The organism is Hungatella hominis (assembly GCF_014288005.1).
Classification (GTDB): domain Bacteria; phylum Bacillota; class Clostridia; order Lachnospirales; family Lachnospiraceae; genus Hungatella; species Hungatella effluvii.
The window spans coordinates 129,787-149,311 of record NZ_JACOPB010000014.1 but is presented as its reverse complement, the minus strand read 5'-3'; the positions used below and the strand labels follow the sequence as shown (position 1 = coordinate 149,311).

General features: G+C 43.4%; 27 protein-coding genes. 3 read left to right on the top strand and 24 right to left on the bottom strand.

The window, feature by feature from the left end; genetic code table 11:
• Nucleotides 1-12: 12 nt before the first annotated feature.
• From H8S75_RS23945 to terS, 6 genes are all read right to left on the bottom strand, one after another.
• Nucleotides 13-702 carry an SHOCT domain-containing protein gene (locus H8S75_RS23945; protein ID WP_187023690.1) on the bottom strand — a complete coding sequence of 230 codons (690 nt, stop codon included), beginning with the start codon at nucleotides 700-702 and terminating at the stop codon, nucleotides 13-15.
• 259 nt (nucleotides 703-961) lie between these two features.
• Nucleotides 962-1,159 (bottom strand): hypothetical protein, encoded by a 198-nt coding sequence (locus tag H8S75_RS23940; RefSeq protein ID WP_187023689.1) that lies wholly within the window; start codon nucleotides 1,157-1,159, stop codon nucleotides 962-964.
• Nucleotides 1,159-2,637, bottom strand: coding sequence for a phage minor head protein (locus tag H8S75_RS23935; RefSeq protein WP_187023688.1), 1,479 nt, complete (start codon nucleotides 2,635-2,637; stop codon nucleotides 1,159-1,161). The genes H8S75_RS23940 and H8S75_RS23935 overlap by 1 nt, the downstream gene beginning before the upstream one ends.
• Complete coding sequence (locus H8S75_RS23930; RefSeq protein ID WP_187023687.1) at nucleotides 2,630-4,102, bottom strand: phage portal protein; 1,473 nt, start codon at nucleotides 4,100-4,102, stop codon at nucleotides 2,630-2,632. Before H8S75_RS23930 ends, H8S75_RS23935 begins: the two co-directional genes overlap by 8 nt.
• Before the next feature lie 139 nt (nucleotides 4,103-4,241).
• Nucleotides 4,242-5,543: a PBSX family phage terminase large subunit gene (locus tag H8S75_RS23925; protein WP_187023686.1), complete on the bottom strand. Its 1,302-nt coding sequence runs from the start codon at nucleotides 5,541-5,543 to the stop codon at nucleotides 4,242-4,244.
• Nucleotides 5,527-6,222 (bottom strand): phage terminase small subunit, encoded by a 696-nt coding sequence (gene terS, locus H8S75_RS23920; protein WP_187023685.1) that lies wholly within the window; start codon nucleotides 6,220-6,222, stop codon nucleotides 5,527-5,529. Before terS ends, H8S75_RS23925 begins: the two co-directional genes overlap by 17 nt.
• Before the next feature lie 140 nt (nucleotides 6,223-6,362).
• Between terS and H8S75_RS33140 the strand changes: the two genes are divergently transcribed.
• Nucleotides 6,363-6,494: a hypothetical protein gene (locus tag H8S75_RS33140; RefSeq protein ID WP_279288710.1), complete on the top strand. Its 132-nt coding sequence runs from the start codon at nucleotides 6,363-6,365 to the stop codon at nucleotides 6,492-6,494.
• A 226-nt stretch (nucleotides 6,495-6,720) separates the two neighbouring features.
• Nucleotides 6,721-6,912, top strand: coding sequence for a helix-turn-helix transcriptional regulator (locus H8S75_RS23915; protein WP_187023684.1), 192 nt, complete (start codon nucleotides 6,721-6,723; stop codon nucleotides 6,910-6,912).
• A gap of 74 nt (nucleotides 6,913-6,986) precedes the next feature.
• Here the strand turns inward: H8S75_RS23915 and H8S75_RS23910 are convergent, their stop codons facing one another.
• The 7 genes from H8S75_RS23910 to H8S75_RS23880 form a co-directional block, all read right to left on the bottom strand.
• Nucleotides 6,987-7,421, bottom strand: a complete 435-nt coding sequence (locus H8S75_RS23910; protein WP_243270430.1) for a hypothetical protein — start codon at nucleotides 7,419-7,421, stop codon at nucleotides 6,987-6,989.
• Between the two features lie 27 nt (nucleotides 7,422-7,448).
• Entirely contained in the window at nucleotides 7,449-8,390 is a 942-nt protein-coding gene (locus H8S75_RS23905; RefSeq protein WP_187023683.1) for a hypothetical protein, read from the bottom strand.
• Nucleotides 8,391-8,573: 183 nt separating this feature from the next.
• On the bottom strand, nucleotides 8,574-8,981 hold the full coding sequence (locus H8S75_RS23900; protein WP_187023682.1) for a type II toxin-antitoxin system HicB family antitoxin: 408 nt from the start codon (nucleotides 8,979-8,981) through the stop codon (nucleotides 8,574-8,576).
• Nucleotides 8,982-9,247: 266 nt separating this feature from the next.
• Nucleotides 9,248-9,643: a hypothetical protein gene (locus H8S75_RS23895; protein ID WP_187023681.1), complete on the bottom strand. Its 396-nt coding sequence runs from the start codon at nucleotides 9,641-9,643 to the stop codon at nucleotides 9,248-9,250.
• 378 nt (nucleotides 9,644-10,021) lie between these two features.
• The gene (locus H8S75_RS23890) at nucleotides 10,022-12,478 is read right to left on the bottom strand and encodes a bifunctional DNA primase/polymerase (RefSeq protein ID WP_187023680.1); all 2,457 of its coding nucleotides are present in this window, start codon (nucleotides 12,476-12,478) and stop codon (nucleotides 10,022-10,024) included.
• Between the two features lie 18 nt (nucleotides 12,479-12,496).
• Entirely contained in the window at nucleotides 12,497-12,856 is a 360-nt protein-coding gene (locus tag H8S75_RS23885) for a hypothetical protein (protein WP_187023679.1), read from the bottom strand.
• A gap of 125 nt (nucleotides 12,857-12,981) precedes the next feature.
• Entirely contained in the window at nucleotides 12,982-13,173 is a 192-nt protein-coding gene (locus tag H8S75_RS23880) for a hypothetical protein (protein WP_187023678.1), read from the bottom strand.
• Between the two features lie 181 nt (nucleotides 13,174-13,354).
• Here H8S75_RS23880 and H8S75_RS23875 point away from each other — a divergent pair, with 181 nt between their 5' ends.
• Nucleotides 13,355-13,843 carry a cupin domain-containing protein gene (locus H8S75_RS23875; RefSeq protein ID WP_187023677.1) on the top strand — a complete coding sequence of 163 codons (489 nt, stop codon included), beginning with the start codon at nucleotides 13,355-13,357 and terminating at the stop codon, nucleotides 13,841-13,843.
• Nucleotides 13,844-13,907: 64 nt separating this feature from the next.
• On the opposite strand, the gene H8S75_RS23870 is transcribed toward H8S75_RS23875, so the two are convergent.
• From H8S75_RS23870 to H8S75_RS23820, 11 genes are all read right to left on the bottom strand, one after another.
• A complete protein-coding gene (locus H8S75_RS23870; RefSeq protein WP_187023676.1) occupies nucleotides 13,908-14,195 on the bottom strand; it encodes an AbrB/MazE/SpoVT family DNA-binding domain-containing protein in 288 nt (95 codons plus the stop codon).
• Nucleotides 14,192-14,764, bottom strand: coding sequence for a hypothetical protein (locus H8S75_RS23865; RefSeq protein WP_118040150.1), 573 nt, complete (start codon nucleotides 14,762-14,764; stop codon nucleotides 14,192-14,194). The genes H8S75_RS23870 and H8S75_RS23865 overlap by 4 nt, the downstream gene beginning before the upstream one ends.
• Nucleotides 14,765-14,774: 10 nt before the next feature.
• On the bottom strand, nucleotides 14,775-15,104 hold the full coding sequence (locus tag H8S75_RS23860; protein ID WP_118040152.1) for a hypothetical protein: 330 nt from the start codon (nucleotides 15,102-15,104) through the stop codon (nucleotides 14,775-14,777).
• The gene (locus H8S75_RS23855; RefSeq protein ID WP_118040154.1) at nucleotides 15,094-15,495 is read right to left on the bottom strand and encodes a hypothetical protein; all 402 of its coding nucleotides are present in this window, start codon (nucleotides 15,493-15,495) and stop codon (nucleotides 15,094-15,096) included. The genes H8S75_RS23860 and H8S75_RS23855 overlap by 11 nt, the downstream gene beginning before the upstream one ends.
• Nucleotides 15,483-15,692 carry a hypothetical protein gene (locus H8S75_RS23850; protein ID WP_187023675.1) on the bottom strand — a complete coding sequence of 70 codons (210 nt, stop codon included), beginning with the start codon at nucleotides 15,690-15,692 and terminating at the stop codon, nucleotides 15,483-15,485. Before H8S75_RS23850 ends, H8S75_RS23855 begins: the two co-directional genes overlap by 13 nt.
• Nucleotides 15,689-15,898 (bottom strand): hypothetical protein, encoded by a 210-nt coding sequence (locus H8S75_RS23845; RefSeq protein ID WP_243270427.1) that lies wholly within the window; start codon nucleotides 15,896-15,898, stop codon nucleotides 15,689-15,691. The genes H8S75_RS23850 and H8S75_RS23845 overlap by 4 nt, the downstream gene beginning before the upstream one ends.
• A gap of 149 nt (nucleotides 15,899-16,047) precedes the next feature.
• The gene (locus H8S75_RS23840) at nucleotides 16,048-17,187 is read right to left on the bottom strand and encodes a hypothetical protein (protein WP_187023673.1); all 1,140 of its coding nucleotides are present in this window, start codon (nucleotides 17,185-17,187) and stop codon (nucleotides 16,048-16,050) included.
• Between the two features lie 15 nt (nucleotides 17,188-17,202).
• Entirely contained in the window at nucleotides 17,203-17,418 is a 216-nt protein-coding gene (locus tag H8S75_RS23835; protein ID WP_187023672.1) for a helix-turn-helix domain-containing protein, read from the bottom strand.
• Between the two features lie 39 nt (nucleotides 17,419-17,457).
• Nucleotides 17,458-18,237: a DUF6551 family protein gene (locus H8S75_RS23830; RefSeq protein ID WP_187023671.1), complete on the bottom strand. Its 780-nt coding sequence runs from the start codon at nucleotides 18,235-18,237 to the stop codon at nucleotides 17,458-17,460.
• Nucleotides 18,224-19,234: a ParB N-terminal domain-containing protein gene (locus tag H8S75_RS23825; RefSeq protein ID WP_187023670.1), complete on the bottom strand. Its 1,011-nt coding sequence runs from the start codon at nucleotides 19,232-19,234 to the stop codon at nucleotides 18,224-18,226. The genes H8S75_RS23830 and H8S75_RS23825 overlap by 14 nt, the downstream gene beginning before the upstream one ends.
• Nucleotides 19,231-19,443 carry a helix-turn-helix domain-containing protein gene (locus H8S75_RS23820; RefSeq protein WP_187023669.1) on the bottom strand — a complete coding sequence of 71 codons (213 nt, stop codon included), beginning with the start codon at nucleotides 19,441-19,443 and terminating at the stop codon, nucleotides 19,231-19,233. Before H8S75_RS23820 ends, H8S75_RS23825 begins: the two co-directional genes overlap by 4 nt.
• Nucleotides 19,444-19,525 lie beyond the last annotated feature (82 nt).

Below are 19,525 nucleotides of genomic sequence, written 5' to 3'. Positions count from 1 at the left end.
CACTCCTTCTTTTTATTTGCCGACACTGGCCTTCATTGTTTTTGCCAGTTCCGGGTTATTCAGTTCCATTTCCATCTGCTTCGTTAAGTTCCAGGAGTCCTTACTCCATGGATTATCCTGATTGGAGCCGGCATTCCCTTTTCCGGGCGTCCTGCCATTAGCCTTATAAATCCCGTCAGTTGTGTTCTTTGCGACACGCTGGGCAAACTTCTGGAGGGCTTTAACCTTTAAGTCGATTGCGGCCTCGTCTTCCCCCAGGACAAACTCGATCAGATCCATGGTATCCTCACTGCCATCGTCAAGTTCGGCCTTCTTGAGGGCCTTGATCGCGTACATGCGGTTTTCTTTCTCCTGTAACTCCCGCTGTTTCTGCTCCAGCTCTGCCTCTTTCTCCTGGAGTTCTACTGCTTTCAGTTCTTCGGCAGTCAGCTTCTCCTTACGGGTCTCCTCCAGTTTCTTTTTCAGCAGCTTGTTATCATTCCCCAGTTTATTTGTTGCCCGGTCCACGGCTGCCTGGATCATCTTTTCCAGTTTCTTATCGGAATCCTCCGGGTCGGATGGCAGATCCGGATCTTTGTCCGGGTCAGCTTCCGGCGGATCTGCCGGGGGATCGTCCTGCTCCGCAGTCTTTGCCATCTCATCAAACTCTTCCTGGGTGATGGCACCTGATTTCAATAATTCCTTCAGTTTCGATAATTTCATTTCCCTGCTCCTTTCGAGTCCTTATGGCCTGTCCCACATTTCGGGAGTGACAGGTTATGAGTCCACTTATGGTTTAATTGTTTCACCGCCCCACGTTCCGGGAGTGACGGTCAGACAGTTTATTGCGCCTTGTCTGAGGGCAATAAAAAACCACCGGTCATTTTGACTGATGGTTCCTCGTAAATTTAATTATGGAATTAAATCAGATACTCCTTTTGCTATATTAACCGGTATTTTATACAAGAATTTTCAAAATTTATTAATTACTGACATAGCAGGAATATATCATTGCCATGTGCTCCATTACCATGGACTCATCTACTTCTTCCTGCTCTTCCTTCGTTAGGGCATCATACATGCTAAACATTTCTTCTCGAAAAGCAAAGAATATCTCCCTGTTCTCCCAATCATTAAATTTTCCGACTTTACTAATTATGAAATTTACTGCATCACTCATTATTTCTTAGCTCCCTTTACTGACCCCAATAATTCATATAAAATTTCAGAATCACCAGCATTTGCTTTAAGGTGTTCTTCAACACGATCCTCCAGCCATTTATATCTCCTTTTAATATCTTTCCCAAATAAAGAGATTGCGAAATCTAAATTGTTATCCCGAATCTTTGCAATACTATTTATTTTACGTAATGCATCAACGCGAAGATTTCGCGTATCCATAAATTTAATACCCTCATTACGGCATATCTCTCGAGCAAGTAATTCCACTGATGCCTCTTCCATATTGGCATGTCTAATTATTGTTATCGGATTCAAATAGCTTCCTGAGCGTGCATGAAGATGTTCATGGATGATAGTCTTATCAGAAGCAGTGCTTTTTAGAAGTATATCACAACTCCATTCTTTTCGGCCAGCTATTTTCTCTCGATCACATTTCTCGTCATCAACATTAATATGTCCACTCCACTTACTTTTCCGTGTCGAGTACTTCTCTGTAATTTCCAACGCTTCTTGATTGGCAACTTGCAAGCCTTCAACAATTCTTTTATGTTCCTCTGTCTCGGCTAAAGAATTCATTTGTCCAACTTTTTGCAATCCATATGACAAATAACACCGGCAGTTAATATCCTCCCCTGCTACTCCGCTCTGCCCCGGAGCCGCCGTCTTCGCGCCACTGGGAAGCATAAACTCTTCATCGATCGGAATCGATATGCCTTCCATCTTTCGGTGGTCATACTTTTGGTTCCTTCCCTTCGCTTTGGCCGGGCGTACCCGCTCGTCTTTCATTGTCCGCCAGGTCTTCATCATCTGAACGCCTGCCGTACTATTCTTCAAAGCATCATTTACGAACACTGCAGCGTCATGGTTCCCCACCTCCCTGACTCGATGAGTCTCAGTCCTGGCGATCCGAATCGCTTTCTTATAGTCTCCCTCGACTGACTTCTTGATTCTGTTCGCCATGGTGCTGTAACGATCCCCATTCATCAGGCCGACGCTAATATCCTGTTTGATATCATAAATGATTTCCTTCCGATGTTTCTCCAAGCGATCGTTCAGGGTCAGCTTTGATATTGGATTTTCCACCGCGCGCTTTATAACTTCAGGCGTGCAGCCTTTTAATACTCCCAGATCTACTCCCGTTGCGGCCTTCTGCACACAGTCAATCATACCATTGTAAGTGTGCTCGTAGGTCTGCTCCACCGTGCTGCGGATCGTTCTCCTGACCTCCGGTGAGATATCATCGATCTTCTGCTCTACCTCTTCCAAAAAACGCGCATAATACCCGTTACGCTGAAGGATATCGTAAGTCAGCCTGTCGTCTTCTGCGTAGCGGCTGTATTCGTCTGCCATGTAGTGGCGCAGCTCCTGAAGCAGTTTCTGGTAGGTCTTCCGTATCTCTGCTTCGGCTCCCTTTTCCCGGTGTTCTTCAATTCGTCGCACCTGCACCAGCAGCCGATCCAGTTCGGAGTCAATCATTTACCTCACCCGTCTTCTCTTCTTGTGACAGTCTTGCTGTTTCTTCGTCTTCCAGATCCGGGATATCGTCCTGCTCTGTCTCGATCAGCCTCATGACCTCGTCCACGTCGTCAATCATGGACAAAGCTTTAAAAGCAATCTGTTTCGGCAGACCGGCTGCTGTCAGCGCCTGTACTGCCTGGGCTTCGTTCAGGAAGTCTGTCGGGAAGTTCCTGTTGTACTTCACGGAGCACTGAAGCGGGTCGAACGGGACTTTCTTCTTTGAAAAGCTGCTCGCCAGAAGCTTAAACATGTACGTGTCAGCACTTAGCTGCTTTGCCTCAAACATACCCGTCTTAGTTTCCAATGATGTCATTTTCATTTTCAGTGCCATGCCGGATACTGCTGTGAACTCCGGATCGTTTAAGTTCGGCGTCTTTGAGAACCGGTAAATATTGTCCTCGGCACGGTCAAGATGGCTGTTCACAAAGGTGCCGTCAATGTTCTTCGTTAAGTATGATACATCATAAGGGGAATCCGGATCGTCCACATCGATTCCAATAACGCCCGTGACATTAGCCGTCGCCATAGTATTCGTATCCACTTTACAGTTTTTAAAGACCATGTAGGCATTAGCAAAGCCCTCTATGTCATTGCTGTTATCGCTGTAGTTGCTGTCATAGTCATCGATCAGCGCCAGAACCTTCTCGGCGTCTCCGATCAATTCCCGGTTTTTCGGTATCCCCTGCAATGGACAGTAATCGTACAGATGCGGTTTCTTCTTCACAAATGCTAATCCGTCTAATTGCCCTTCATAGTACTGGATCGTGCTGTTGTCGTAGAATTCTGCCTTCCAGATCTGCTGATCGTTAAGATCCAGGTACTGGTAATACCTTACTGCAAATTCTGGTTCCGTCATTTCCGTCTCTGATAAGATAATCGTCTCATACGGCGGTGTTGCCATCACCCGCTCGTTACCTTCCGGATCAATATAAAAGAGGCGGCCAGAGTATCCGCAGATTGCTGCGAATTTGGTCGTCTCCATATCGATATCAAACATATTATTGCGCTTAACGAAATCCGACAATGCCTTGCTGGCTTCTTCCACCGCCTCCTCACCGCCAGTTTCCTCTTCTGCCTGGTAGTCATCGCCATAAGTATAATTAGCTGGCTTACCTGCAAAGAATCCGACCTCTACGTCAATGATCTCAGAAAAAAAATCGTTATTCACCTGGTTATTGATCGCGCTCTCCGCTTCCAGGTCTCCCTCGTCCTTAAACCGTGGCTCCCGGGTAAATATCGGTACCTTATCTGCTTCTGTGCGATATCGCCCATATAATTGCTGCATATGTCGCATACAGCCCTGGTGCCGCCTGATAATCCGGTTTAAAAGTTCTGGAGTAATTCCGTTGTCCCGGATCTCCTGGATCTCCGCAGAATAATCTGGGTATTCCATGCTGGCAAGCCTCCCGCTCCATCTATCCATAAGGCTTCTCTCCTTTCTGGCGCTGGTAGTACGCCACAATCTTTTTATCAAAAAACGGCCTGCCACCATGCGGGATCGTCAATCCGCACCGGACACAGACCTTTATGTCGTTTACTTGCTTGAAATTATGGGAACACACTCAGAAGCGCCTCCTTAAGTTCTCACCCTTTAAATCCTCAACTTCGTAATCGTCCAGAGCGTACCAGATGGCTGACAGGGTGTGAGGATCGATGTTAAATTCGTCCTCGACGATATTGCCGTCTTTGTCGACCGCAAACGTCAGCTCCTGCAGCTCGCTGATTGTGTTCGGGCAGTTGTCCAGACAAACGATCTTCTTAAAGCGTTTGACTTTCTTTGTGTATGCTGATCTGGATCCTTTAAACTTCCGGCAGCGCTGCATACGGAATCCCTGCTTCCGGAAATAGGTAATCGTCTTCGGCTCTGCGCAGTCAGCCTTGATCAGCTCCTGCGTGTCCTTAAACTCTTTAATGTCCTCCTCGATCTCGGAATCCACCTTGTCCCGGCTGTAATACTCCCAGATGATATACAGGACCTTCTCGTCCTGGTCGATCACCAGCCGAAGCAGGGCGTTGTAGGATTCCACAAAACCAAAATCCATACCATTCTTTTTGAGTGGATTCCTGATCTGCCTGATTTCCTCCAGCCCCTTACTGTATGGCACAACCTCGAACTGAGGAAATACCAGCTTTCCGTTAATGCCGAAACGACCTTTTCGTGCCACCCGGTACAGATCCGGATCGTGTTGCTGCAGCTCGTCCAGCTGCTCGATGTAATCCGCCGGCACAAAGTAATTGTCATCTACTGTGCTGTGATGATAATAGGTATTCCCGATCACTATGATACGCTTCCGGTACAATTCCTCGTCGTCAAGGATCTTAACGCTGGTGGACTTGTCCTGGAAGAAATGCTTATACACCCAGTTGCTCTTGCTGACTGGATTCGTTGACAGGATTATATGATTGCTAAGAGTCGGATGGCGGAGACGCCCCAGGATCTCCTTAAATCCTGCATACTTGACCTCGGAGCACTCCTCGATCCAGACGATAGAAACACCATTTAAGGATTTCAGCTTTGCCGGCTTATCCATGCCTTTAAAAATGATCTTGCTGCCGTTGCTGAACCGAATCTGCATCGGTGATGTGGTAAACGTGATATAGTCCGTCACCTCCATGGCCTCGGCCACTTCCATCAGCAGGTCGTAACAGGAATCCCGGATCGTATCGAATACCTCGCGGACTACCAGGGCCTTGCGCTTTTCTTCCAGGAGCTTTTTAATCAGCTTCACGGCCACGTGATAGCTTTTAGAGCTTCCGTATCCGCCGACGGTCAGATATATTTTATGATCCCAGTCATGGACGAAATCAAAGAAGTGATCGTTTAGGGCAAATTCTACATAATGGATATCAGGCGTAATTCTCACCTGCTTTCTTAAACTCGATCCGGATCGGTTTCTCCTCGTCCTTCTCAACCTGTGACTTTAGAACGGCAATCCGCGCTCTCTGCTCCTCTGTTGCCAGATCCCAACGTTTGTGAAGCAACTCATCATACTGCTTAATCATGCTGCGAAGTTCTGCCTGCGCTCTTGCCTGAGCCTGCAGGAAGTTCCCCTGCTTATCCCACGCCTGCTGTACCTCCCAACGTTCCTCCGTGACCATGTCACCGTCTTTGTGGCCGACCTCAGTCTTAGTGCTGTCCTCCCGGTCGCGAACATACATGATCTTCTGTGCTCGGATAATGGCAGCATAGGCAATCTGGATCTGATCCCACAGAACGTCCAGCGGATCCTTTGGCATCTCCTGGATAATAGAAACGGTCTCTTCCGGAAGATACTTCGAGAAGAAACCGTATTTTTCAGCGTTCTTATTCTGTTCTGGGGCGCCATGTCCAACCGCGTTATTATTGCCCAGCGGTGCTCCTCGTTTCCTATGCGAACGTTCGCTTTTCTTATCCGAGCGTTCGCTATCCCATCTGTGTGTAGACTTCCAACGGCGAACCGTTCCTTCTGGCAGATTTAGTTGGCTTGCAATCTCTACCAATTTCTGACCGTTCAAAAACATGGCCTTCGCCTGTTCATATCTCGCGTCTGGCGCTCGGGCCATGCTGATTCACTTCCTTTCGGGTAAAATAAAAGCACCTACCGCTTGTGATAGATGCGAAATACTTGTAAAAAATACATTTTATGCTTGACCAGCACGCTAAAACGTGCTATAATTAAATCATAGAAAGGAGGGAAAAGCAAATGAATGAATCAATAAGCGAAATAATCAAAGACCTTTCGGAAGCACTACTTGCAATCGTCACCGCCATCTGCCTGATAGTTAAGACGAGAAAAGATAGTAAATCCAAAAGGCCAAAGAAAAAACGGAAGTAAGGTCAGGGGCTTCGGCCCCTCCCTTCTTCACCTATAGTATACCACATTCATTTGCTGAAATAAACATGAAACTTTATCGCTTAATTCTAATTGCACTTACTGTTCTGTTCCTTTACGAAGGATTTAACGGTGAATTTGCCACTCCTACCACCTTTGACTGGCTTAAATGGGGTGCATGGTTTTTTTGCTTCATCACCTACATTATCTGCATAAAAAGGAGAAATAAATGCATTTAAAAGAGATACGCACTCAAAGAGGACTGTCTGTCCCCCAACTCGTTGAATTATCCGGCGTTCCTCGTCGAACCATACAAGATATTGAAAAGAATAATAATTGCAAGGTTGATACAGCCATTTTACTGGCCGATGCCCTGGGCGTTACCCTGGACGAACTTTGCAGAGATGAGGCGGCCGAATAGGCGGCCTTTTCTCTTTGTTTGTTTTGGGTATAGAAAAAGAGCCACTGGTGGGTGGCCCTGAAATCTATTTAAATTTATTTATAAATAGTATACACTATTAAAGAAAGAAACAATAAACATTCCAGCATGTTAAGCATAGTCACTATAATTGCTACGACAAAAAAAAGCACTATAATAGAGCTAAAAATTTGACCTAATAATATCAAAACAAATACTGATAAAAATAATAATAATTCAATTGAAGTTAATATATAAATGAATAATACTGTTTTAAAATGGCCTGTTTGTTTAATCTCTTCTGTTAATCTACTTCCAGTAAACGTAACCAAAATTGAAACAGCAGTTATCAGAAAGCCCAATAAGGTGGCCCAAATACCTACGACAATCTTAACTATTTCATAAAATTCTTCTGACCCTAATTTAACATCGAAGCATAATGATAAAAGGACAGCACAAGCTACCGGAAATGCAATTAATAAAATTCTTCTAACACAATGTTTTAACTTCATTAATTTCACATCCTTTCAACCTAATATCTAGCTTCTATTAACTATCGCATCGAAATAATTAACTATCGTAGAATACATTTCACTAGAATCAATTACTTTATCCTCAGTTATTACAAATGTTTGTTTACATACCATCTTATCGCTTAACAAATCTATACTATCTTTATATACCCCTTGGCTAACTTTAAATGATTTTATATCCTCCCGATTATGTTCAACAATTTCTTTTAATTCTTGTATACTGACAGGCGGCATGAAACCTCTTTTTTTCTTTGTTTTTCTTCTTTTTAATGCAATTTCATATATATCTAAATCACTGATATCATTAAAAAAGGCACCAATTAATCCCATATTATCTCTAAGAATCACTCGCATTTCAGGTGTGTTTTTTACACCAATCTCAAACAAGCTATATCCATCGTCTGCTATTAGTCTTTCAAAAGCATCATATCGTAATTTTCCTGTACAAGTGACTTGCCTTATTTTATTAAAAATTCTAGGAAGGTAATCTATAATCGAACTAGGACGTGCTCCATTAAAATTAAATTCAGCTCCCATCACACCTTTTTTTGCAAACAAAACACAGTGTGTGATCTCTGCAACGCTAAATCCTACTCCTACCTCAGAAAATAATTTTACTAATCTACCATCTTTTTCTAAATAGGGCCAAGCATCAGCCCTGCATAAAACTAGCTTAAATTTAATGTTTCCATTATCTAATATATTATCAACAATTATATATATTTTATCACCATGTATGGTTGGACACTCGATTTGTTTTATTATCTCTTTTTGCTGTTCTTCACTGTCACACCTTTCGATTTGCTTATTAATATTTTGTATGTAGGTAAATGCTTCAATTAAAATTTGATCTTGTTCTTTATATGGTATTATAGTATTTACTGATCCTTCATAGTATGTCTGCACATCATAATAATATATTTTTCTATCAATCGAACCTGCTTCCATAAAACTTCCTCCCAATCGACATTTTTCTTTATTATATCATAAGTCTCCTGGGAAAATATTCCAAAATACGACAATGGCTTTTGTTTATTCAGTATAGAACATATGTTCTTATTTGTAAAATACCAAAATAATATAGGAAAGAGCACCCGATATAACCGAGTGCTCAAAATGAGGTTCTGTAATTTATTGCATCGACGACTGCGCCATTTTACTTAACGTCTCCTGTAAAACAGCTGAACAACTGATGTTATTTTCTTCCACGTAGGTATTGAGCCATGCAGGAATTGTAAGAGTCTTCTTTACCGCCTTGCTTCCGTACTTTTCAGCATAGGCGTCCATATCCAAAGCAACCATATTCACAAACTGGCCAGGCTCTTTATTAATGCTACCAAACTCTGACGCTTTAGGCGCCTTCTTGCCGTCCTCCAGTTCTGTGAGTACCCAACCGCTGGCAGCATCTTCTGCCATAAAGATCGCTTCTGCCATATCATCTCCACCAGTAACACAACCGGGCAGATCCGGAAACTCAACGGCATAACCTCCGCTTTCATCTTCATAAGGTGTAAATATTGCTGGATAAACTAATTTCATGATTTTCCTCCTTATAATATTATAATAGCACGTATAATACGTATCATCAATGGAATTAATACATATTACACGTATTATTTAAAAGAGCCCTTACATATTTGTAAGAACTCAGTAAGAGGAGAAACATGAATTATGAAGGATAAATCAGCCACCGACCGGTAAAAGCCGGCGGCCGTCAATTGGGGGAGGTTATGCAAAATGGCTTTTCCTTACCTTCTGCATGGTACCATAATATCACGGAAGTACCCCCTCGTAGTTACCCACTTTTATCTTTTTTGTGCCAGCAAGTAAAAGAAGTATCTTCTGGCCTCATAAAACTGCCTTCTTCCTCTTGGAACATTCAACCACTCATACGGAATTCCCTCCGTCACATTCTTCAAGAGCCACTGATACATATCTGAGTCCGCTTCCATAGCCGTCTGCTCTATCAATTCCACATCACTCTGAAGCATCGCGTTTCGGATCGCTGCATGCTCCGTCGGATTCCCCGGTATATTACCTTTCGGCATACCATCACTCACTATAGCGCCTAGGCCATAGGAATTATGTATTTCCCTTTTCTTCTCCTCATACTGCATACAAAAGTACTTCAGTTCGTTATATTTCGCACGTGATATGTTGTAATCACTCAACTTCATATCCCGTATTCTTACCTTGTCCAATAATATCGCCTTCCCTTCTATCTATTAAAAGTTTCGACCGTCGAAACAGTTGTGACATCACAACCTTTTCCCACTTTTTTTATCCCGCGATCCCTCTTTTTTGGGGTAGCACACGTTTATTTTCAGATGGTGGGACATGAAAAAGCCTGTATTTATGCGGGTTTCAAGACTTTTCCCACTTTCCCACCCAATTTTCATTTTTAGGAACCTATATATTCATGTATTACATATAGGCACCAACTCCACATGTATTAATTAATAAATATATATATCTATAAAATCAATATATATGTGGGATAGTGGGAACTGTAATATAACCCTTTGTAAACTCTAAGTTTTTTGTTCCCACATTCTTCCCACCTTGTCCCACATTTTCGATTATGTCCCACCTTTTTTATTAAATGGTTCATTTTCACCAGTGTAATCCTCGTATTCATCAATGTTCTGAGGCTGTTGAAAAATCAGTTTTACATATCGTGCCTTTGTATCCTTCCCTGCCACCGTCGTACGAACTGCGTATTTACCATCACTTGAACGCTCTAGGTATCCGGATGTCGCCCACTCCTTTTTTACGGCATTGAAATCAAATCCATTGTCTTCCAAAACCTTCATCAACTCCGTTTGATTAAACAAGCAGGATTCCTTTGTCACCTTACCTAAAATCTTGATGCTGAATCCAGGATTAAACAAAACCTCGTTTGCCGCAATCCAGTCCACAATGAACTGATAAGCCCTTTCAGCCTGAGATACCTCATTCTGTTCTTTCAGGAATCCGACACCCTCCAGTAGATTTACCGCTTCTTCTTCCGGAAACAGGCATTCACCTGCCAGCTGATCAGCCAGCAGTATACACGCCAGACTCTGCACCTGCTTTCCTGTACTTTGCGCCAGGATCGTTAATTTCTTGCACAGGTCCTTATATCTCTGGACCAGTCGCTCCTCTGGAATGCTCTGAATGTACTGCACGAACTTCTCGCCGGCATGGCCATTATTTTCCCGGACGATCTCCAGGCTCTGCGTGAAATTATCAAAAAGCGTTTTCTCCACTTCCAACTCAATCACACGGTTCACCGCGCCGGCGCCGGACTGCTCCCCTACGATCGGCTGCTCCCCGTTAAAGAATGAAACATTTTCCCATGTCTTCTGGTCCTTCTCGCTGCTGTTCCTGGATAACCGGCCGCGGGTCTTTCCTTCTGTCATAGCATAGATCAGCTTCTCCAGGCTCCCTCTTGAAAGCTGTGTCTCATCTATAAATACCGGCAGACTCTTCATAAGTGCCGCCCTGCTTGTACAGTAATTGATCGTCGAATCGACTGACAGGATGAGTTCATCTGGAATTCCCCATATAGATGCAGCCACCATAAACGCTACTGTCTTTCCTGTTCCGGACGGTCCCCAAAGATGCAGCACAAAGCAGAGGCAATTCAGTTTCTTAATAAGTACAGAAGCAAAACTCGCGTCCATAAGAAGCCTGACATACAGATTTTTCCTGTATTCCTGGCAGGCCTGACGCCATGTCTCAAAATTCCCATGACCTGCAATAGCCCTAACCGTCTTCTCCTGCGCATTATCCCCGTCAAAGGTAATGCCTTTTACATACGGGAAGAAATCTTTACCAATCCAGCCAAAATGAGATACAGCCTTTGTTATTGGTAAATCTTCTTCGTTAATCCGGTACATATCAGAAAGATAATTCACCAGTACCTTTGCCTTCTGATCATTTACTACAATACCCAGATTGGCCAGAGTAACGATCTTTGTTTTGGAACAGCAGATGGCAGGCTCCACTTTTATGTTCTTCCAAACAAACCGGCCATTCCGCCTGACACTGAATGCAATAACATACTTCTGTTCTCCCGTCTCAATATTTTCAGTCGTTCCGATCGGCATGATCTGCTGATAGGATACGTCAATAAGAATAGGCGGATCGGTGTCTTTTTTTCCCTGAACCCATTTATAAACGCCATCTTTATCACATATCCAATCCTCACATTTTAGCTGGACCGGAGCATCAATGAACTGGGTCACGTTTCCTTCTTTCTTTACGGCCTGACCGGAATACGGCGCAGTTGACTTCTGATATTTAAGAGCGCTCTTTACCTTCTGCTCAACCTCCTTATCAGATAATGGGGGTATACACCGTGTCTCATTTTCTACTCTTGCCGCTGCCAGAATTGCCTCATCAGACAGCCCTTTTGACTGTAAGCTGCAGGCCAGACGGAAAATTGCATTATCCCGGCTCCCCTCCGGAATAACCTCCGGGACAGAATAGGTCGCATTCTCTTTTTTAGGAGGCCGTATAAAATCAATAAAGTCGTAAACCAAATTATCGGCCTGCTCCAATACAAACTCGTCCGGGGCCTGTTCCCACTCGTATTCATGTCCATTCGGATGAACACTGGGAGGCGCGACAAAATATCCCCCATCACCTCGTATATCAACGGCCATATCCTCGTTGATGCTACAAGAAACCTCTCTGTTCACGCGATAAAGAAGGTGATATCCGCCACGTCCCGTTATCGTCCGGCAGGTGTCAGGCAGTTGACCGTGATCTGCTTCCCACTCCCGCAAAGTCTCATTCCCGTATTTGCCCTTTTCATCATCAACATCAAGGTCGATAACAACCAGACCGCCGCTCATCTGACCGGTTGCAATTCCAATATTATAGTTCGGATTCGCTCCCCACCATTTTTCAATCTGCGCCGGATCCGTTGTAGCATCATGAAATCCGTTTGCTGTAACGGGCTTTTTATTTTTTGGAATCAGGGGAAATACGGCCATCCCCATTTTCGCGTATGCAAGAGCATATTGTCTCATGCTGTAATTGTCTGACATTCCCCTGTCTCCCTTCACTTATAGTGTCGTATCTTTTCCCTTGCAGAAAACAGTCGGAAGCCAGTGATCCGTTTTATACATAATTGACTTTTTGACTATTGGGAAGGAGAGAGCGGCCCCGTCGATCAGGTAAGTCAGAAATGTAGTAGGTTCCCGGTGAATCAGGTCATCCTGCATCAGCTCGCCCATCATATTGTATGTATCCTCATTCCAGCCTGACCAGAAGACTACATGTTCGCAAACCTCCGAACAAGACATCACATCACCTTCATAGTCATACTTTTTCTGCTGAAACAACCACTGTAATTCCGCATAGCTCACGGAATCATTTTTATTTATATAGTCGAGAACGACTTTCTTCATTTCTTCTCTGTTCACAAAATCTCCTTTCCGGAGGCGGCTCCTCACCGCCCCCTGCAGCATACCAATGGCATATAACGTCGTGACACATTAATCCTTCGGCATGAACGTTTACGGGTTGCTATGTAAAAGGACTTTGCCTGTTACACCATTTTTCTGCAGCCATTCAGCAGATCTCCCTTTACCTCGTAATAAGCGTAGCGGCTGCTCTGCCGGACCGGCTTGTCCACATCTACATATTTCTTAAGCTTGTAGGCATACACGCCCACTTCGCGGATCTTTACCTTAAATCTTGTCCAGGTCTCGCCGTCCCGGATAAATAAATTTGTTTCCATCAAAATCTCCTTCTTTTCTTAAATTTAATTTGTCTTTACTTTATCTAAAAGTACCATTGCAGTAATTCGCTCTAATGGACCCGTTTTATTAAAGCCCTGGCTTTACTTCTGTGTTCTTCTTGTATGAACAAAAACTATTTTTTTTCATATAATGTTATAAATAAATATCTTGGGTACAAAAATGTTCAACTATCAACATACTAATTTGTCGCCATTCTATACCTCAGAAACTTCTTATTTAAGTTCCATACCAAATACCGATTATGGGCCAAATCCGTTCACTATTGATATTAGTAATGCCACTATAAATAATGACACATTTCGTACTGCCTTATGGACAGGTAACAACTTACAACTTACGCTAATGAGTATACCTGTCGGCAACGAAATAGGATTAGAAGTTCATCCGGACGATGACCAATTTTTGCATATTGAATCCGGCCATGGAATTGTACAAATGGGTAAGCAGATGAACTGTTTAGATTTTCAACAACCTATTTTTACTAACAGTGCCATATTTGTTCCTGCCGGAACCTGGCACAATGTAATAAATACCAGCGATATTCCTTTAAAATTATTCTCTATTTACGCACCGCCTCATCATCATTGGGGTACAGTCCATCAAACTAAAGCTATCGCAGAAGCAGATTCCAGCACAAATCATTACTAATCACCAGCTCGTCAGTTCTTTTAGAAGGACTGACGAGCCTTAAAACAGCCTTATCTATTAAATATTAATTTACGTCCTTAAGGATATCTTTCAGATCATTTATACACATCCTGATTTCCCGTGTTACATCAACTCCCAATTCTACGTAGTTGTCGTTCAGTGCGCTCTCCAGATTCTTTACGATGTCCATCATCGTAATTCCCGGATCGTATTTCTTAAAAAGGATCCCTTCCTCAGTGGCGCATACTTCCAGCGGAGTACCTTCCTGCAACCCCAAACTCTTTCTCATGTCACGCGGCACTACTACGCGCCCCAGATCGTCAATTCGTCTTATAACCCCAGTATCTTTCATACTTCTGCCTCCTCCTTAATTTTCCCTGATCCCATCAAATATCCGAGATAAAATACGTACTTCATACCAGTGTTCACCAGACATTCGTGCATATCGCGGTCTCTGTCAATCTCCCGGCCAGTATCGTTTATACAGGATACAAGGTAATCGTCCATCGGATCCGGTATTTTGTCGTCTACGATTGCATTTATTTCCGCTTTAATTACTGGGAGAATTTTTTTTGCCTTCTCCTGCGCCTTCTCTGTTTCTCTCTTTTTCATGCGGTCTTTATGAGCCTCTGTCAGTATGTGCCATACGTTCCAGCCATACGCTTCGTAGACATATTCCACATCATCAGCTATTGGACAATCCATATCGCCGATATACCATGTTGGCCAGGAAACAATATCTACAAACTTTTTCACGTCGCTTTCTGGTACTGTTCTATTCACATACAAAATCTGCCATTTTGCATCGTACATCACAACAAAATCCCACTGCGCCGTGTGATATTTATGATTAAGCAGCCAATACAGGACCGGAGGCAGTTGCGCCGGCGCGATTATTTTAACTTCAATATCCTTCAACATAGCACTTCTCCTATTCTCTTATCGTCTCGTAACGGTTCTTCCGGCTGTTGTATTTCACGGCAACCAATGAGCCGCAGTTGATACAGTTTGCATCGAACATCTCCTCTTTGAGGTTCGTCATATAGCGCGTATAAAGCCCACACTCGCAGTATATACGCATTACCTTAAGTGGCTCCGTAAAGAAGGTTCTCGCCCCACAGCAGGGGCATATGGAACCGTTAATCCTCTCTCTGGTGCAGAAAGCATGAACCTCTCCACACTTCCTGCACTTTATGTATAAGAATCCTTTATAGCCCTTGGGTTCTGCTGCCGTTTCCGGCTTTAAAATTTTACTCATCATCACCACTGTCCTCCTCGCCCTGTTGCGATCTCGCAATGGATTCTTCCTGATCCTGGAGGAGCAGCTCCGCCGTATCCCGGTCACACCCCGCATCGTCCATCAGGTCATATAATTTAAGTTCACGTGCCACATCATCAGTGGATTCCATTCTCTCCCGTATCCGCCTGCAGATAAGCCGGATTGTAACAACTTCATCATTCTTCGCATATTTCAGCATGGATTCCGACATTCTAAAGTCATCACTCATTACCATAAGAAGCGGATCCTCGCACGCCTTTAATCTTTTGTTTTCCTCGCTGAGTTCTAAAATCTCCTCCATAGCTCCGTCATAGCTTTCTAACATACGGTTATATCTTTCTTCCGGAACCATAATCATCTTCATTTTTTGCATTCTGTTGCCTCCTTCTTACACTGTTCTGCTTTCGCCGCCCTCTGTCCCTGCATATACCCAAGGCGGAAGAACATTAGCCCACATTCGAAACCGCTCTCATAATGATCGACAAGCTCAACAGCCTGATCGTAACTGATAGAGAATCTAGCGGGGACTCTGATTTCTTTCGCTTTCTGAACTGCATTTTTCTTTATCATATGGCAGCCCTCGCTTTCTCCTGCTTCTTCTGGATTACCAAATCAATCACACGGTTTATATATACCTTAACCAGCTCAGGACGTTTAAAGGTATCCAGTTCTCTCATTACTTCGGTCCTGAATTCCTGTATTTCCTCGATTTCCATTGTTCCTAATTCATGAATTAACTCTGTCGTCAAATAGTCAATTCTTTTATCAATACTCATAATTTCACCTTCCATTCCTGGCCCAGAGGTGGTATACTGCAATTGTGAGATTGCGTATAGCCTCCGGGCCGTACTGTCCTTAGCTAATTGCAGTTAGCTGAGGACTTTTTTTGCTCCATAGCTTCCATATTCGTTTTCAACAGATGATCTTAAGATTCCTGTGCCACCCTCTGTTCGTACCTTTCATAAAATTCGTTTTGAGGCTCTTTATTGTTGCAGTAGATATATAAATCGCCAATTACATTCTGCCACTGAAGAAGCATAAAGGTCAGATCCCAATTCTGATAATCCCATAGCAGGCACGCGACATCCTGAGCATCTCCTATAGGCTTGTCCTCTGACCATTTCTTCAGACTTTTCATTGTATAGAAATAATCCTTAGACCCCCATCTTTCACCATCGTATTCTTTTGTAATCGGGTACATATGCATTAACTGTTTAGGTGTTAGCCGTCCTATTGCCTCCATGGCCGTTTTAATCGTTGTATATCTTCTCTCGACTTCCATGCACGATTTTGTTCCGCAATGATTAACCTCTGCTCTGTTTTCTTTTCCATAGGTCTTCACCGCCATATAGACGTATTTAATTAGATCATCGCCGTGGAGTTTCTCTATTCCTTCAATACCTCCATGGGCTTTTAAAAACCTTTTCAGAGCTTTCCCGTAATGTCCACCGCCCTCATTGTCGGACGTATCGCTATCACCTGACCAATCTTTCCACGCTTCCTTAATAAGTGGCACCAAAAGCCTCACAGGACCGCGGAACCATACAAGCATCTGACTTACAAATGCTATTCTCTTCATCGTTCGATACAGCCGGAACGGGAACCTGCGGTATTTAAGTTCTGTTTTTAGCAGGACTAAAGCATCTGCTTCATCTTCTGTTTTAATCTGGCACTCCAGAATCTTTAAATCTCCTGCCTTCAATTCTTTTGCATCTGCTTTTCTCAGAAGATATAATGTATTGTTAACAGCAGTATTCCAGGTATGATATTTCTGCAGCGTCTCCTGCAACGGCTCCAAGCATTCTGGTTGAAGGTATGCTTTCAATATCTTTTCGCAGGCTTTCATTCCGCTTGCATCCATTTGTAAATTCCCTAAAGACGGGTATAAGTGTGAAATATGAATGCCGTCTACCAGTCCGGCGGCTTCGATGCGGTCACAGCAGGGCTTCGCATACAGTTTCATTCCTGCATTCGTCAGAAGTTTCTGAACATCACAATAAGTATCCGTAACGTATCTGCCTTCCTTGATATGTTTTAACAATAACACCATTGTCTCTTTATCCATTATGATTCTCCCCTCTTAATATGTGTTCTCTTCCTGATCCGGCTCCTCGGTCTCTCCTGCCGGGTACTTCTCAATAAAACGCTCCAAATCGCTTCCTCTGATCTTCATTGCTCCCAGGCGGAGTGCCGGAAGCTGTCTCTTCCGTATAAGGTCGTACACTGCATCTGTATTAACCTTCAGAACTTTAGAGGCTTCCTTCACCGTGTATAATGGCTTGTACGCTTCTACCATCGTGCGTACCTCCTATCTCATTTTATTTGTATAAATAAATTAAATGTTCAGTCTATATTCATCTAACTTATTGCGCAGGTTCTTGTTGTAGATGCGTACTAATTCTCTGGCATAGCGCTTGTCTCCGCCTCGCGTCCCTGCTTTACCCTGCTGTAAAATAACAGCAACCGGAACTTTAGAAAACTGTGTAATAGCTTTCTTCTTGTCGAATTCATCTCCATAGATAGAGAAGAAATGGTACATTCCGTTCAGCATTTCCTTACTGAGTCGCTCTGGGGAATCCGGCCAGGCTTTCAAAATTGTCTGCATCATATCTATAAACTCTCTCTGGCTCAAGTTCAGGAAAATCTTGTAAATCGTCGAATATGCTACGATTTTGCACTGTCCTTGATGATCGGTAAAATCCAGTCTCACCCCGAGACCTTCCAGAGTATCATGCAGGCGGGTTACATTGGGATCACCGGATAAATACAGCGCTCTCAGCCGTAAGTTGACTTTCACCTTACTGGATGTCCCCGTCTGTGTAGCGAACAGGAACGCTTCATCTTCCTGTGTAAGACCGGTGTACACCATGCAGGGAACCACTAAATCCACCCCACCGTTACGCTCTTTCAGTGCTGTCAATGTATGCTGACCATCAAATACCCAATACTTCCCTTCTCTAAAGGAAACTTTGACAGGGTTTGCGATAGCCGGGTTGAATTCCTGAACAATTTTCTTAACGCGGTTCCTGTCTATCGGCCTCTGGTATGCGGGATCTGTGAGGATCTGGTTACTTGGCAATTGCATATAATTGGGTTTCATGTTATAGTTTTTCATATGAGTACTTTCCTTTCCATTCATTGATGGTCGCTACTGCTTCAGACAGTACGGCCATTATTTTTTTGTTGTTTTCTTTGTCTTTTAATAGATCGATATGTCTCTGAAGGATATTTTCTAACGACCATAAAGGTGTCCCTAAATTACATCTCAATTCCTCGATTGCGTCATCTATCGTCGTTACCACTACTCGATCCGGATTCCGCATATCAGCAATTGATTTATCCATACGGGCTTTTTCTTCTTTTGTCAGTGGCTCTCTTTTCAATCTAATACCTGCTAATTCCGCCTGCAAAGAATCCGGCGCTACCCGTCTTATAGGTTCTGAGTTTTCCTCCGGCACCGCCTTATCCGGGGGATTACCCTGCCTTATTTCAACCTCTGTCTGCTTTGTTGTGGGCTCCTCAGCTTTTACCTTTGTAGGCTTTGTCTTTCCTGTTACTTCGTTGTAGATGGCGTTTACGCTGTTTCCTTTTCCTCCTTTCCTTGCCCGCTCAATCTGTTCAGGAGTCCCCTTTTCATGGATTTTTTCAACTTTAGAAATTGTATCTTCACTAACTCCAGCAATCTCAGCCAGCTCCTTACGGGTGTTAAATGATTTTTCCGGCTTTGATGATTTCGTCAAAGGCCGAGGAATATTACCACCAGTAGAAGTTTTCAAATTCTCTTTTGCCTTCTTCTGAATAGCCGGCTTCAGTTTCATAGCCAACTCACACCTCTGCGCCAGACTTAAATTCCGCCGTCCGAACTGATTTCGGATAATCCATTCAGCCGCCTCATCTCTGTCGGCAAATTCTTTATCTTCGGTTTTGAATTTGATTCCATATTCCTGACAGATCTTATAGCGGTTATGCCCGTCCACGATGGTTCCTTGCCAGATCACCAGCGCATCCCGGCAACCTTCGTTTTTAATGTTCTCTTCCAGCTGCCTAAACTCCTCGTCTGACAGTGGAGGAATCAGAGACTTAAGCACAGGATCAATTATTAAATCACTCATACTTCCTCCTTTTCAGCTTTCTGATCGTCTGCAAAATATTCTACAGGAACATCAAAATATCTAGCGATAGCAAGCAGCTTATCGAATTTAGGACAGTATCTTCCGTATTTCCAGTTCGTCAATGTTGAAGTTGACACCCCTGTTCGTTTTGCTACCTCGTAATCCGTAACCCCTGCCTTATCCCTCAGTTCTGCGTATTTCTGATACATTTTACTTCACTCCTTTCATAAATAATATTGACATTAGCTTAGTTTTCTTATATAATCAAGTTACCAGCTAAATTAATAATGA

Coding starts and splice junctions, on each gene's coding strand:
- H8S75_RS23935 (WP_187023688.1), bottom strand. CDS start 2,637: ATGATTGACTCCGAACTGGATCGGCTGCTGGTGCAGGTGCGACGAATT.
- H8S75_RS23865 (WP_118040150.1), bottom strand. CDS start 14,764: ATGTTGAAGGATATTGAAGTTAAAATAATCGCGCCGGCGCAACTGCCT.
- H8S75_RS23870 (WP_187023676.1), bottom strand. CDS start 14,195: ATGAAAGATACTGGGGTTATAAGACGAATTGACGATCTGGGGCGCGTA.
- H8S75_RS23860 (WP_118040152.1), bottom strand. CDS start 15,104: ATGATGAGTAAAATTTTAAAGCCGGAAACGGCAGCAGAACCCAAGGGC.
- H8S75_RS23905 (WP_187023683.1), bottom strand. CDS start 8,390: ATGGAAGCAGGTTCGATTGATAGAAAAATATATTATTATGATGTGCAG.
- H8S75_RS23825 (WP_187023670.1), bottom strand. CDS start 19,234: ATGAGTGATTTAATAATTGATCCTGTGCTTAAGTCTCTGATTCCTCCA.
- H8S75_RS23835 (WP_187023672.1), bottom strand. CDS start 17,418: ATGGTAGAAGCGTACAAGCCATTATACACGGTGAAGGAAGCCTCTAAA.
- H8S75_RS33140 (WP_279288710.1), top strand. CDS start 6,363: ATGAATGAATCAATAAGCGAAATAATCAAAGACCTTTCGGAAGCACTA.
- H8S75_RS23875 (WP_187023677.1), top strand. CDS start 13,355: ATGTTCAACTATCAACATACTAATTTGTCGCCATTCTATACCTCAGAA.
- H8S75_RS23855 (WP_118040154.1), bottom strand. CDS start 15,495: ATGCAAAAAATGAAGATGATTATGGTTCCGGAAGAAAGATATAACCGT.
- H8S75_RS23840 (WP_187023673.1), bottom strand. CDS start 17,187: ATGGATAAAGAGACAATGGTGTTATTGTTAAAACATATCAAGGAAGGC.
- terS (WP_187023685.1), bottom strand. CDS start 6,222: ATGGCCCGAGCGCCAGACGCGAGATATGAACAGGCGAAGGCCATGTTT.
- H8S75_RS23930 (WP_187023687.1), bottom strand. CDS start 4,102: ATGGATAGATGGAGCGGGAGGCTTGCCAGCATGGAATACCCAGATTAT.
- H8S75_RS23900 (WP_187023682.1), bottom strand. CDS start 8,981: ATGAAATTAGTTTATCCAGCAATATTTACACCTTATGAAGATGAAAGC.
- H8S75_RS23940 (WP_187023689.1), bottom strand. CDS start 1,159: ATGAGTGATGCAGTAAATTTCATAATTAGTAAAGTCGGAAAATTTAAT.
- H8S75_RS23945 (WP_187023690.1), bottom strand. CDS start 702: ATGAAATTATCGAAACTGAAGGAATTATTGAAATCAGGTGCCATCACC.
- H8S75_RS23915 (WP_187023684.1), top strand. CDS start 6,721: ATGCATTTAAAAGAGATACGCACTCAAAGAGGACTGTCTGTCCCCCAA.
- H8S75_RS23880 (WP_187023678.1), bottom strand. CDS start 13,173: ATGGAAACAAATTTATTTATCCGGGACGGCGAGACCTGGACAAGATTT.
- H8S75_RS23845 (WP_243270427.1), bottom strand. CDS start 15,898: ATGAGTATTGATAAAAGAATTGACTATTTGACGACAGAGTTAATTCAT.
- H8S75_RS23890 (WP_187023680.1), bottom strand. CDS start 12,478: ATGTCAGACAATTACAGCATGAGACAATATGCTCTTGCATACGCGAAA.
- H8S75_RS23850 (WP_187023675.1), bottom strand. CDS start 15,692: ATGATAAAGAAAAATGCAGTTCAGAAAGCGAAAGAAATCAGAGTCCCC.
- H8S75_RS23820 (WP_187023669.1), bottom strand. CDS start 19,443: ATGTATCAGAAATACGCAGAACTGAGGGATAAGGCAGGGGTTACGGAT.
- H8S75_RS23910 (WP_243270430.1), bottom strand. CDS start 7,421: ATGAAGTTAAAACATTGTGTTAGAAGAATTTTATTAATTGCATTTCCG.
- H8S75_RS23830 (WP_187023671.1), bottom strand. CDS start 18,237: ATGAAAAACTATAACATGAAACCCAATTATATGCAATTGCCAAGTAAC.